This window comes from Streptomyces sp. PL-29, assembly GCF_058344425.1.
Genome location: NZ_CP136996.1, coordinates 6,728,956 through 6,741,202, shown reverse-complemented (window position 1 = coordinate 6,741,202; position 12,247 = coordinate 6,728,956). Strand labels below are relative to the sequence as shown.

Sequence of the window (12,247 nt, the reverse complement as noted above, 5' to 3'; positions counted from 1 at the left end):
GTCCCGGCCCCGCGTCAGGCCACCGGGGCCTTGCCGCGCAGCACGGTCAGGAACTCCCTCATCCAGCGCGAGTGGTCGGGCCACGCTCTGGCCGAGACCAGGGTGCCGTCGACCACCGTCTCGGAATCCTCGAACCGGGCCCCGGCGGCCTCCATGTCCAGTTCCAGCGCGGGATACGCGGTCACCCGGCGGCCGGCCAGCCCCCCGGCCGCGGCGGTGATGAGCGGGCCGTGGCAGATCTGCGCGATCGGCTTGTCTGCCTCCGTGAAGGCGGCCAGGATGCGCCGCAGCTCGGGATCGTTGCGCAGGTACTCGGGCGCCCGGCCGCCCGGCACGACCAGGGCCGCGTAGTCCTCCGTCACCACGTCCGCGAAGGCCAGGTCGGCCGGCCAGGTGTAGCCGGGCTTCTCGGTGTAGGTGTCGTAACCGTCCTCGAAGTCGTGTACCACGAAGCGCAGTTGCTTCGCACGCGGCGCCGCGATGTGCACCTCGTACCCCTCCTCGCGCAGACGCTGGTAGGGATACAGCACCTCCAGCGACTCGGCCGCGTCGCCGGTCACGATGAGGATCTTCACTGCCATGGGCTGCTCCAGGTAGGGCTGTGGGCGGTCGGGGCGGCCCCGCCGGGGCCACCGCTACCCTGCCCGCGGCCCTCGGGGCGCACACCCCCGGCTTCCACGTTCCCGACACATGCTTTTTGCCTGATGGGCACATGACAATGCGATGCTCCTGTCGCCACCCGATCCCCCGCCGAATCCCCGGGCGGGGACGGTGCGTACGGAGAGGTACCCCCCACCGAATGAGAATCTCGCGCCTGACCCCCTGGGCTGCCGGCCTCGCCGCCGTGGCCCTGGTCGCCGTACCGGCGGCTGCGTCCGCCGGCCAGCAGGTCGCGGCGGCGCCCCCGGCCCCCGGGACCGCCCCCGCAGCGGCCGTCGCGTACGACGCGTACTACGCGCCCGCCGAAGGCAAGACCGGTGCCGCGCTCAAGGCGGCCCTGCATGACATCGTCAAGACGCAGTCCAGGATCTCCTACGACGGGGTGTGGAACGCCCTGAAGGCGACCGACGAAGACCCGGCGAACCCGAACAATGTCATCCTGCTCTACTCCGGCCGCTCGCAGTCGAAGTCGTCGAACGGCGGTGGCGCCAACGACTGGAACCGCGAGCACGTCTGGGCCAAGAGCCACGGCGGCTTCGGCACGGCCACCGGCCCGGGCACCGACCTGCACCACCTGCGCCCCGAGGACGTCAGCGTCAACAGCACCCGCGGGAACAAGGACTTCGACATGGGCGGCAGCCCGGTCAGCGAGGCCCCGGGCAGCCTGACCGACGCCGACTCCTTCGAGCCTCGGGACGCGGTCAAGGGCGACGTGGCCCGCATGCTGCTCTACATGGCCGTCCGTTACGACGGCGGCGACGGCTTCGCGGACCTGGAGATGAACGACAGGGTCAACAACGGCTCCGCCCCGCTCTTCGGCCGGATCAGCCTGCTGAAGCAGTGGAACCGGATGGACCCGCCGGACGCCTTCGAGCAGCGTCGCAACCAGCTCATATTCGACGTGTACCAGCACAACCGCAACCCGTTCATCGATCACCCGGAGTGGGTCGAATCCATCTGGTGACGTCGGACCGCGACCGCGGCGGCCTCCGGGGGTTGACGTGCGTCAGGCCGGGTATGCGCAGGCCAGAGGCTGCGGACCGCGCCCGACGGCGGCAGCCCACGGAGGTACGTCGTGATGGACGGAGCCGGCCTCTCCGATCGCGAGCAGCGCGCCCTCTCCGCGATCGAGGCAGAACTGCGGGGCGACCGGGCCCTCGACCGGATGCTGCGGTCGGGGCGCCGGCGGCGCCGTGCCGCCTGGGGGGCTCTGTGGGGCGCGGCGACCGCGGCGCTGTTCGTCGCCGCTTCGGTCACCGTGTCCGAGCCGCTGCTGTGGGGCTGCGCCGCAGCCTGGACCCTGACCGTCGTCACGGCCCTGCCCGCGGCCGTCGAATGGGCCGGCCGCCGCAGACGGGTCGGCGGGCACCCGGAGGGATGACCTGCCGCGGGCCGGCAGGCGCACCGGGCGGGGGACGGTCAGGCGGTCAGACCCGGCCGGCCAGGGCCTGGAACTCGGGCCAGGACAGCGTGGGCGTGCGCGCGTCCCACACCTTCTGGGACAGCGCGGCCAGCGGCATCCGGATGCCCGCCGCCACCTGGTCCTGGGTCTGCGCGCCGGACAGGTCGGCCCAGACGGCGAGGCGCCCGCCGAGTATCTGGCCGTCGTAAGAGGTCGGCACCGGTGCGGTGCCGCGCAGGACCAGAGGGGTCCACTGCTCGTAGATGCGCCGGCCGGTGGGGTAGGTGAACTGGTTCGGCTCGCCCAGCACGTAGTACAGGTACTCGTCGTTGAGGTTCACGAGCTTGCGGCCCTCGCGCAGGTACTCCAGCGGCGGTCGTGCTCCGATCTCCTTGCCGGTCCAGTACTCGACCTGGATGTCCTCGGCGGCACTGGTGACCCCGCCGGCGAAGAAGCCGTCGTTCCACGCCTTGAGGGCCTTGCCCGAGGGGCGGACCACGTCGGCCCGGTCGTTCAGCCATCCCGTGGCCAGGTCCTGCACGCGTGCCGAGGGCCCGTAGCGCTGCTGCGCCGCGCGGGCGAGCTGGGGGAAGGAGGCCTGCGGGTCGCGGACGACGAGCGCCTGGTACTCGTCGGCGCCCAGGTGCCAAGCCCCGCCGGGGAAGAGCGGCCGGTACTCGCGCAGCAGGTCGTCGACAAGTGCGGCCGCGGCCGGGTTCGATATGTCCACCGCTCCCTTGACTGCCCGGCCGTTCACGTCGCGCAGCTGCAGATCCGGGTGGGCGCGCAGCACGGCGCCGAGGTGTCCGGGCGAGTCGATCTCAGGGACCACGGTGATGTGCAGTCGGGAGGCGAGCGCCGTGATGTCGCGTACCTGCGCCTTGGTCAGGTGCGGGGTGGAGACGATCTCGGGGTGGCTGTCGGACTGGATCCGGAAGGCCTGGTCGTCGGAGAAGTGCAGCCCGAGCTGGTTGAGTTTGAGGTCGGCCATCTCGCGCAGGCGGCCCTTGATCCACTCGGGCGTGAAGTGCTTGCGCGCTATGTCGAGGTTGAGGCCGCGCTGGGGCTTGGCCGGCGCGTCGCGCACGGTGCCCTCGGGGGCCGAGCCGGAGGCGCGCACGGCCTGCTTGAGGGTACGGGTGCCGTAGAAGACGCCGGCCTCGTCCGGGCCGCTGATGCGCACGCGGCCGTCCTTGACGGTGAGGGTGTAGGACTCGGGCCCGCCCGCACCCTCCACGGCGAGCTCCACGTCTCCGGAACGGGGGGCCGCCGACGCGCCGTAGGTGATGCCCAGTTCCCCGGCGAGCAGCCGTGCCTCGTCGGAGAGCGCGGCCGTGTCGTCCTGTGCGACGACCACACGGGCCTCGGGGGCGGGCTTCCATCCGGGGCCGCGGGCCGGCTCGTGGTCGCGTACGGCCGGGATGGTGCGCGGGGCGGTGGAGAGGGCGTAGCTGGGCGACGGGGGCGGTGGCGGGGTGGGGGCGCCGGCCGGGGTGGTGGTGCCGGCGGGGCCCGGGGTGGTGGTGCCGGGGGTCGCCGGGCCGGGGGCCCGCGCCGCGTCGGAGGCGGCCGTGCACCCGGGCAGGGCAAGGGCGACGACCGCGGCGACAGCTGCCGTCGCGATGACGTGGACCCTTCTGCGCTTCATTGGTTTCCGCATCGTGCACCAGTGTCCCCCCGTACCAACGTGGCACGCGGAGCACGGGCGCGCGACCCGGCCTGGGCCCGGACCCGGTGCCGCGCGCCGCGCCTCTCAGCACCGTCTCCGGCGGCCCCGCGGAGTCGGGTGACACCCGCGGGGCACGCCTTCGGCCAGGGGCGGCCGTCACTGCCGGGCGGGATCGGCGGCGATCGTCGCGCGGCTTTCGGCGGCGGCCACCACCCGGCTGGCGGGAGCGGTGCGCGCGGCCGTACGGCGTTCCAGCGCGCCCGAGACCAGGGCGAGCAGCAGGGCCGAGGCGGCGAGCGCGGCACCGACCCAGTTCGGGGCGGTCCAGCCGAGGCCGGCGGCGATGACGAGCCCGCCGAGCCAGGCGGCGAGGGCGTTGCCGAGGTTGAAGGCACCGATGTTGACGGCGGAGGCGAGGGTGGGGGCGGCGGCGGCCTGGTCGAGGACGCGCTTCTGCAGTGGGGGCACGGTCGCGAAACCGAGGGCGCCGATCAGCGCGAGGGTGATGGCGGCTCCGGTCTTGCTGTGGGCGGTCAGGGTGAAGACGGCGAGGGTAACGGCGAGGGCGGCCAGGGTCGCGTAGAGCAGGGGCATGAGCGCGCGGTCGGCGTAGCGGCCGCCGACGAGGTTGCCGACGACCATGCCGAGGCCGAAGAGGACCAGGAGCCAGGTGACGGAGGAGTCCGCGAACCCGGCGACGCCCGTCATCATCGGCGTGATGTAGGTGATCGCCGCGAAGACGCCGCCGAAGCCGAGGACCGTCATGGCCATCGCGAGCAGCACCTGGACGTTGCGGAAGGCGGCGAGTTCGCTGCGGATGCGCACCTCGCCCCCGGGCCGGGGCAGCTCCGGCACGAGGCGGGCGATGCCGAGCAGTCCGGCGACGCCGAGCGCGGCGACGATCAGGAAGGTGACACGCCAGCCGAGGGTCTGCCCGACGAGGGTGCCGAGGGGAACTCCGACCACGTTGGCCACGGTCAGACCGGTGAACATCATGGCGATCGCGCCGGCCTTCTTCGCCGGGGCGACGAGCTCGGCGGCGACGACCGCGCCGATGCCGAAGAAGGCGCCGTGGGCGAGCGACGCGATCACGCGGCCGGTGAGCATGGCCCCGAAGGCGGGGGCGAGTGCGGAGAGCACGTTGCCCACGACGAAGAGGCCCATGAGCAGCATCAGCATGCGCTTGCGGGGGATGCGGGTGCCGAGCACGGTCATGAGGGGGGCACCGAGGACGACGCCGAGGGCGTAACCGGTGACCAGGAAGCCGGCCGTGGGGATCGAGACGCCGTAGTCCGCAGCGACCTCGGGGAGCAGGCCCATGATGACGAATTCGGTGGTGCCGATCCCGAAGGCCCCGACGGCGAGGGCGAGGAGCGCGAGAGGCATGGGGAGGTGCCCTTCAGGGAGGTGGTGGTGCCGGGTGCGGACGCGACCTGCGCGCAGGGATGCTTCCGACGCTTACATGCGCACACATTAATTGCAGACGCGGGATATATGCAAGCGCGGGCTATTGCGCAGATGGCATATCCTGGGGGCACGCGGCCCGCACGCTCGCCCCGCGCGCCCCGCGCGCCCCGCACGCCCCGACGCTTCGATGGAGGAGCCCATGACGGCCACGGACAGCACGCCGACCGCCCTCTCCCAGGGCTGGTGCGCCCTCTCGCTCCTGCACGGCCGGATCGAGGCGCACATCGAGCGCGCCCTCCAGGCCGGCCACGGACTCAGCGTGCGCGAGTATTCGCTGCTCGACGTCCTCAGCCGCCAGCACGACGGACCGGGCGGGCACCTGCGGATGCACCAGGTCGCCGACTCGGTGGTGCTCAGCCAGAGCGCGACGACCCGGCTGGTCAGCAGGCTGGAGGACCGCGGCCTGCTGAACCGCTACATCTGCGACACCGACCGGCGCGGCATCTACACCGACGTCAGCGGATCCGGCCTGGCCCTGCTGGCCGCCGCCCGCCCCACGAACGACGCCGCCCTGCGCGAAGCCCTCGACGAAGCCGCTGGCCATCCGGAGCTGGCGCCCCTGGTGGCGGCCGTGGAGAACCCCCGCAGGCCGTAGGGCCTACCGGCGCGGAACGGGCGGGGACGAGGTGGCGGCCGCGCCCGGCGCCGGAGACGCGCCGCGCGACGGCGGCACCGCCCCGGACGGCCCCGGGGAGGCCCGTACCGTCGGGCCGAGCGACCGGTCGGGCGTCGGGACGCCGGACGGTGCCGCCGACGCGTCCCCGCCCGAGGGCCGGCCCGGTCTGCTCGGCGAGGGCGACGGCGGTCCGCCGGAGGACGGGCCCGGAGTCGTCAGGCGCGGCGGGGTCGCGGGCAGCTGCGGACCGGGCTCGGCGTCCGGGACGAACAGCAGGTACCCGACACCGGCGACCGCGGCCGCGGCCGCCGTGAGAGCCGCGAGCGGCACGGCGAACCGCCGCAGCCGCTCCGCCGGCCGTCGTCCGGCGCGCGCTCCCGGCGGGCTCGCGGTGCGCAGGCGGCGGGCATCGACGCCGTCCGCACGCGCGGACAGCGCCTGGCGCAGCCGGCGCTCCACCGGGCGCTCGCCCTGATGCGGGCCGAGGTGTTCGCCGTCGGGCGTCATATCCGTCCCTCCAGGTTCCGTTCCAGCGCGTCCAGGCCGCGGCTCGCGCTGGACTTCACCGCTCCCCGGCTGATCCCCAGGGTGGTCGCGATCTCCGCCTCGCTGAGGTCGGCCCAGTACCGCAGCACGAGGACCTGTCGGCGCCGGGGCGTGAGCCGGGCCAGCGCCGCGAGCACTTCGCGGTGTGCTTCGTCCAGCACCACATGGTCCTCGGCGGACGGCAGGTCGGCCGCCGGAGGCGGGGTCCAGGCCCGTGCGGTGCGCCTGCGCCGCAGGACGGAGCGCGCGGTGTTGACGACCGCGGTGCGCAGGTAGCCGAGGGCGTTGTCGACCTCGGCCACCTGTTCACCGTGACGGCGGTACAGGGCGGTGAAGGCGTCCTGTACCACGTCCTCGGCGGTGGCCAGGTCGTCGACGAGCAGCACCGCCAGCCGGACCATGCCCAGCCGGTGCGCGTGGTAGAGCTCGGTGACCGTGGGCGGTCCCGGGTCCCCGTCGCCGGTGTGGTCGTGGGCGTGGGCGTGGGACGGGCCGTACGCGGAACCGTACGCCGGAGCGTGCGGCCCGGCGAAGATCCGCGGGGTGGTGGCGCGCTCGTGGCGCAGCAACGACCACAGGCCCCGCCACGCCCGGCCGAAACCGGGCGCGAGGGGGCCGACGGGTGGTGCGAGGTGGAGCACGGGATTCCTCAGCTGTTCGCGCGGCGCCGCACGGCGTAGAGGGCTCCGGCGCCCGCAAGGACCAGACCGGCCGCTCCCGCCCCCATCGCGACGGTCGTCGCCGAGGAGCCAGTATGCGCGAGCTCGGCCCTCGTGCCCGCCTCGGGTGACGCGGCGGGCGACGAGGGAGAGGCACCGGGGCCGGAGTCGCCGCCCGCGCTGCTCGGAGAAGCGCCGGGGGCGGCTCCGGGGGAAGCACTGCTCGCGCCGCGGCCGGTGATCGAGGGGGAGCTGACCGAGGGGACGGGCCTGGGGGCGACCTCTCCGGGCGAGGCGTCGGCCGGGACGCTGACCGACGGGGAGGGCGCGGCCGGGCCGGCGCTCGCGCCGTACGCCGGTCCGGCCAGGACGACGGCCGCCCCCGCGGCGGCTGCGGCGACGGCCGTGCGGCGCACGGCCAGGGGGACACGCTTGAGGTTCTTCACGGTGGGTCTCCACGGTCGGTTCCGGGGTGAAGGGGCGCGGACTGCGCCCCTTCACCCCGCACGACGCGCGACCCTCCAGGAGGTTGCCGCCACCGCGGAAATACTTTCGTCCGTCGTGCAGCTCCGTCTCCGGAGCGACCACCTGCTGGAGAAGGTCAGGTGGAGGCGGGGACGAGCACGACGGCCGTCCCGTAGGCGCAGACCTCGGTCCCTACGTCGGCGGCGTCGGTGACGTCGAAGCGCATCATCAGCACGGCGTTGGCGCCGCGCGCCTTCGCCTGCTCGACGAGCCGGTCCATGGCCTGGTTCCGGGTCTGGACCAGGGTCTTGGTCAGGCCCTTCAGCTCGCCACCGATCATCGACTTCAGTCCGGCGCCGATCTGGCTGCCCAGGTGGCGGGAGCGCACCGTGAGGCCGAAGACCTCGCCGATGACCCGCTCGACCCGGTATCCGGGGACGTCATTGGTCGTCACGACGAGGACGCCGGTCTCGTGCGCGCCGGCTCCACCGCCGTAGTCGTCGATACCCATGCGTCCACTCTTGCGCCGCCCGCCCGCCGCCGCATCCGGGCAGCCCGTGATCGGGGCACGGGGGCGGCGAGCCCCGGCCCGCGGGCGACGACGGGCCTGACGCGGCCGGAAAGGGCGAGTCCGCTCATGCGGCCGGGGCCGTGCATCCGCACCGCGGTGCCCGGTACTCCCCAGGGCGGCCCCCTGGTGGACACATTGGGCATATCGGGTTACAAGCCGGTGGGGCACCGGAGCCGCAGGGCCCGTCCTCGTCATAGTCGTCCCTGGCAGCCGCCTGCTGCCATCCCGCGCCGCACCACGCGGCCGGTCGGACGTCTTCACAGAGGAGTCGGCTCATGCTGATGCCCACCAGAACCATCCTCGCTCTCGCCACCGGAAGCCTGGTTCTCGGTCTGGTCGGAGTGGGCGCCGCCGTCGCGGACGAGGGCCCGCGGGAGATCATCGTCGGCGAGGTCCCCCCGTACGCGCAGCCGGGCGGGTACCCGTACGAGAGGTACGCGTACGGGAAGGTCGTCTCCAGGGGGCCGCTGAAGGTCCGCAGCAGGCCGACCACCGAGTCGCGGGCGATCGGCCACGTGCAGCCGAACAGCCGGGTCGAGATCGAGTGCAAGAAGTACGGCGAGAAGGTCGACGGGAACCGCATCTGGTACCGCCTGCACGTCGAGCGGGAGGACTGGGAGAACGGGTCCGGCCGTGAGGACCGCCAGGACCGTCAGGACCCCGACCGCGCGAAGGCCTACGAGAAGGAGCACTGGGTCTCCGCCCGCTACGTCAAGAACCTCTCCGAGGTGCGGTACTGCCGCTGACCCCCGGCGAGTCCAGCGGGCGTACGGCACGCGGTCCCACGCACCGCGCACCGTACGCCCCGACGCGTTCCCGCAGTTCGCGGTCGGCCGTGACCACGACCACCGGGCGGCCGTCGACCGCCCGGGCCGCGACCAGTTCCACGATCCGGTCGTCCGCGCTGCCGGGCGCCGTCTCGACCCGTACGCCGGGCACGGACGCTACGCCGCCGGCGGCACCCTCGACGACGAGGACGATCTCCTCGCCCTCGTCCCGGGCGGCCAGCCGGTCGCGCAGCCGCTCGGTCGCGCCGCGCCGGTCGCGCCACCAGCCGTCCGGCACCGAGCCGACCACGTTCGCGGCATCGACGATCAGCACGGTCAGCACGGTGCGCACACCCGGACTTCAGAAGTCGCCGTAGTTGACCTGCCAGGTGGGCAGGCCCATGCGGCGCCAGACGGCGACGACCCGGTCGCGGTCGTCGAGGGAGACCCGCACCGCGTAGCGGTGGCGCACGTGCGCGTCGAACAGCTCCGCCTTGACCACGTCGTCGCGGCGCGTGTCGCCGGCCGCGCGCATCCACAGCTCGTCGTAGGGCACCTCGTGCCGGCGCAGCCAGGACTCGGTCTGGGCCCGGTACTCCTCGCTGCGCCCCGACAGCAGCACCACCGTGTCGCCGTCGGCGCGCCGGAAGGCGTCCAGCGCCTGCCGGACCGGCTCGTTGAGCAGGTCGAGCTCGCAGCGCGTGAAGTCGTACGGCCCCCGGTCGCCGGTCAGTGCGAGCGTGCCGTCGATGTCGCACATCACCGCCGCCGGCAGTGCAGGGTCGGCGACGTAGGGCGTCACGGGCAGCGCGGCCACCTCCCCCGAGCCGGCGTTCATCCACTCGCTCGTCAGGCGCCAGCCGCCCCGGCGGACGTTGCGGTGCTTCTCGGCCAGCACTCGGATGATCTCCTCACCGACCTGGCGCTCGCGGGCGGCGTCCCGACGCAGGCACTCCTCCAGCGACACGTCGGTGAAATCGTGCACGACGAAGGTCGCGCGGCCGCCGACGGCCGCCTTCAGCCGCTTCGGGATGTGCTTGGTCAGGTGGGTGTTGTCGACGACCACGTCGAACCCGTCGTCGACGGCCGCGCGGACGGCCGCGTCCTGGATCGCCAGGACCGTCTGCTCGTGGGCGAAGCCGCGGCCGCGGCCGCGCCCAGGATCCGGCAGGTCGAGCATGGCCCGCAGGTCGTCGAGGTTGACCCGGCGCATGCGGCCGCCGGACTCGGCCTGCAGGGCGCGTGCGGCCGTCGTCTTGCCCGAGGCGGGCAGACCCGTCATGACGTGGACGACGGGAACGGGTGACTCCCCCTCGGCGGGCCGGTGGGGCAGGTCCGCAGCCTGCCCCGGGATCCCTGGCGCAGCCCGGGACACGCGGCCGGCCCCGGCCGACGTCCGCGCGGGAGCGGGCGCGGTCCGGTTGTCCTCGTCGGACACGCTCCTGTCCTCCTCGTCGGTGACGTACGGGTCGACGGCCTCCGGCCGGACCCGGCGCCAGGTCGTGAGCTCGGTCGACCGGCCGTCGAGCCGCATGAACATCGCGGGCCGAACGGCGCGGTCGGGCAGCTGCGCCACGGCCCGGGCGAAGGCTCCCCGGTCGGAGGCCAGGTGCACGAGGCCCGCGTAGGCCTCGTCGATCGCCCGCTCGTGGCGGGCGGCGGCCTCCTCCAGGCCGGCGATGACCTCGCGCACCCAGTGGTCGAACTCGTCGGGCACCTGCGCCAGCAGAGCATCGAGGGGCTTGCCGCCGGACGCCTCGATGTCGGAGACGGTGCAGTTCAGGCCTTGTGCGAGCTGCTGGGCGGGCAGGTCGGCGAAGCGCTGGATGCCGTGGCCGCGCCAGATGTCCCGCGCGGTCACGCCGGTGAGCACCCTGTGCAGCCGTACGTACTCGGACAGCTTGGCCTTGGCGCGCACGCCCGAGGCGAAGCGCAGCACGAAGCCCTCGGCGTCCATGCCGGTGGCGGATGAGCCGCCCGGCAGGGTGTTGGACTCGGTCAGCGCGAGCAGCTCGTCGAGCGGCATGGCGGGCCACACCGTGACGACGGAGCCGATCCCGGTCCACTGGGTGGCGGCCTCGGCGAGCGGCACCTCGGTGCCGCCGACGGTGAAGGCCGCAAGGAGGACGAGGTCGCGGCGGTCGCCGTAGTCCACGACGATGCGGTTCTGCGGGTACAGGATCTCCGCGAGATAGGTGGTGCCCGGCTTGAGGGCCGAGGTGTCCGCGCCGTCGAGCCGGCGCTGTGCCCAGGTGGCCTGGGCACTGGTGAAGGACGCCTTGGAGGCGACGCGCCAGCTGCCCGCGTAGTGGAAGACGATCGCGAGGCTGCCGTCGACCTTGTCGTACACCTCGAACGGCTCGTCGGGCAGGGCCGGGGCGTACGGCCGGCCCGACGCGTGTTCTCCGACGTTGAAGAACTTCGGCAGCGGCAGCGCGACGATCGCACCGGTCTCGTCGTCGGCGACCAGGCCGCGGCAGCGCGTGGTGACCTCGTTCCAGACGCCCTCGTACTGGGCCGTCCGCGTGTACGTGTAGATGGACAGCGGCAGCTCTGGGTGCGATTTGCGGGTCACGTACCCGGCGTCGATCGAGTGTGCCAGCGCCTGGGCGGGCAGCAGGTCATGCAGAGTCAGGCTCTCCTGGCTCATGGGGTCCTCCCGGTTTGAGACGGCTCATTCTCGCCTGCGGGAGGTGATGCCCGGTACTCAATTATGCCTGGTCGGGGCGGCTCCAAGGCGGTTGATGTCCGCGGGCCGCAAGATGTGGCCGGGCACCTCGGTGCCGGGAGTGGCGACGGCGATCATGGCCCGGCCGAAGGCCTCGGAGGTGATGACGAGGTCCGGTGCGAACCGCTGCAGCAGCGGTACCAGCGGTGCGGTGACGGCGTGGAGGACACGGTGGAGCCGGGTCCGGGGCCTGGCGCCGCGCGCCGGCCGGACGATGCCGGGGCGGAACATGTAGGCGCGGAAGGGGAGTTCCAGCAGGTCGTTCTCGGTCCTGCCCTTGACGCGGGCCCACATGGAGCGGCCCCGGCCGGTGCTGTCCGTGCCCTCCCCGGAGACGTACGCGAAGGTCATACCGGGGTTGGCTGCGGCGAGCGGCCGGGCGACCGCGAGCGTCAGGTCGTGGGTGACGCGCCGGTAGTCCTCCTCCTTCATGCCGACGGAGGAGACGCCCAGGCAGAAGAAGCAGGCGTCGAGGGCGGCCGGGTCGACTCCGTCGGCGGACAGGTCGGACGGGTCGTCCTGCACCCGCTCGCGCAGTTTGGGGTGGGTGACGCCGAGCGGGGAGCGACCGACGGACAGGACGCTGTCGACGGAGTCGTCACGCAGGCACTCGCGCAGGACGGCCCGGCCGAGCATCCCAGTCGCGCCGAAGAGGATGACGTTCACCTCAGGAAGCGTAGGCGTCGGCGGTCGGCGG

General features: G+C 73.5%; 14 protein-coding genes. 4 read left to right on the top strand and 10 right to left on the bottom strand.

The genetic code is table 11. The features are described 5' to 3' along the window. Positions 1–14: 14 nt before the first annotated feature. Positions 15–581: a DJ-1/PfpI family protein gene (locus tag R4Z63_RS30710; RefSeq protein ID WP_384455691.1), complete on the bottom strand. Its 567-nt coding sequence runs from the start codon at positions 579–581 to the stop codon at positions 15–17. A 218-nt stretch (positions 582–799) separates the two neighbouring features. On the opposite strand from R4Z63_RS30710, the gene R4Z63_RS30705 reads away from it, so the two are divergent. Both R4Z63_RS30705 and R4Z63_RS30700 read left to right on the top strand, forming a co-directional pair. Next, positions 800–1,624, top strand: coding sequence for an endonuclease I family protein (locus R4Z63_RS30705; RefSeq protein ID WP_384455688.1), 825 nt, complete (start codon positions 800–802; stop codon positions 1,622–1,624). Positions 1,625–1,738: 114 nt separating this feature from the next. Next, positions 1,739–2,041 (top strand): DUF3040 domain-containing protein, encoded by a 303-nt coding sequence (locus R4Z63_RS30700; protein ID WP_037917164.1) that lies wholly within the window; start codon positions 1,739–1,741, stop codon positions 2,039–2,041. Between the two features lie 46 nt (positions 2,042–2,087). Here the strand turns inward: R4Z63_RS30700 and R4Z63_RS30695 are convergent, their stop codons facing one another. Beyond that, positions 2,088–3,710 (bottom strand): beta-N-acetylhexosaminidase, encoded by a 1,623-nt coding sequence (locus tag R4Z63_RS30695; protein WP_078555943.1) that lies wholly within the window; start codon positions 3,708–3,710, stop codon positions 2,088–2,090. Positions 3,711–3,887: 177 nt separating this feature from the next. Then, complete coding sequence (locus R4Z63_RS30690; protein ID WP_384455685.1) at positions 3,888–5,117, bottom strand: MFS transporter; 1,230 nt, start codon at positions 5,115–5,117, stop codon at positions 3,888–3,890. 220 nt (positions 5,118–5,337) lie between these two features. On the opposite strand from R4Z63_RS30690, the gene R4Z63_RS30685 reads away from it, so the two are divergent. Then, positions 5,338–5,793, top strand: a complete 456-nt coding sequence (locus R4Z63_RS30685; protein ID WP_037917159.1) for a MarR family winged helix-turn-helix transcriptional regulator — start codon at positions 5,338–5,340, stop codon at positions 5,791–5,793. Between the two features lie 3 nt (positions 5,794–5,796). Here R4Z63_RS30685 and R4Z63_RS30680 read toward each other — a convergent pair whose 3' ends face one another. From R4Z63_RS30680 to R4Z63_RS30665, 4 genes are all read right to left on the bottom strand, one after another. Then, positions 5,797–6,321: a hypothetical protein gene (locus tag R4Z63_RS30680; protein WP_384455682.1), complete on the bottom strand. Its 525-nt coding sequence runs from the start codon at positions 6,319–6,321 to the stop codon at positions 5,797–5,799. After that, the gene (locus tag R4Z63_RS30675) at positions 6,318–7,001 is read right to left on the bottom strand and encodes an RNA polymerase sigma factor (protein ID WP_384455679.1); all 684 of its coding nucleotides are present in this window, start codon (positions 6,999–7,001) and stop codon (positions 6,318–6,320) included. The genes R4Z63_RS30680 and R4Z63_RS30675 overlap by 4 nt, the downstream gene beginning before the upstream one ends. Positions 7,002–7,009: 8 nt before the next feature. After that, positions 7,010–7,465 carry an LPXTG cell wall anchor domain-containing protein gene (locus tag R4Z63_RS30670; protein WP_052030135.1) on the bottom strand — a complete coding sequence of 152 codons (456 nt, stop codon included), beginning with the start codon at positions 7,463–7,465 and terminating at the stop codon, positions 7,010–7,012. A gap of 155 nt (positions 7,466–7,620) precedes the next feature. Further along, positions 7,621–7,995: a YbjQ family protein gene (locus tag R4Z63_RS30665; protein ID WP_037917157.1), complete on the bottom strand. Its 375-nt coding sequence runs from the start codon at positions 7,993–7,995 to the stop codon at positions 7,621–7,623. 341 nt (positions 7,996–8,336) lie between these two features. On the opposite strand from R4Z63_RS30665, the gene R4Z63_RS30660 reads away from it, so the two are divergent. Beyond that, a complete protein-coding gene (locus R4Z63_RS30660) occupies positions 8,337–8,801 on the top strand; it encodes a hypothetical protein (protein ID WP_384455673.1) in 465 nt (154 codons plus the stop codon). On the opposite strand, the gene R4Z63_RS30655 is transcribed toward R4Z63_RS30660, so the two are convergent. From R4Z63_RS30655 to R4Z63_RS30645, 3 genes are read right to left on the bottom strand one after another with little or no spacing between them, the layout of a single operon-like run. After that, complete coding sequence (locus R4Z63_RS30655; RefSeq protein WP_384455670.1) at positions 8,767–9,174, bottom strand: NYN domain-containing protein; 408 nt, start codon at positions 9,172–9,174, stop codon at positions 8,767–8,769. The genes R4Z63_RS30660 and R4Z63_RS30655 overlap by 35 nt on opposite strands. 9 nt (positions 9,175–9,183) lie before the next feature. Then, positions 9,184–11,472 (bottom strand): phosphatase domain-containing protein, encoded by a 2,289-nt coding sequence (locus R4Z63_RS30650; protein WP_384455667.1) that lies wholly within the window; start codon positions 11,470–11,472, stop codon positions 9,184–9,186. 57 nt (positions 11,473–11,529) lie between these two features. Continuing rightward, complete coding sequence (locus R4Z63_RS30645; RefSeq protein WP_384455664.1) at positions 11,530–12,216, bottom strand: Rossmann-fold NAD(P)-binding domain-containing protein; 687 nt, start codon at positions 12,214–12,216, stop codon at positions 11,530–11,532. Positions 12,217–12,247 lie beyond the last annotated feature (31 nt).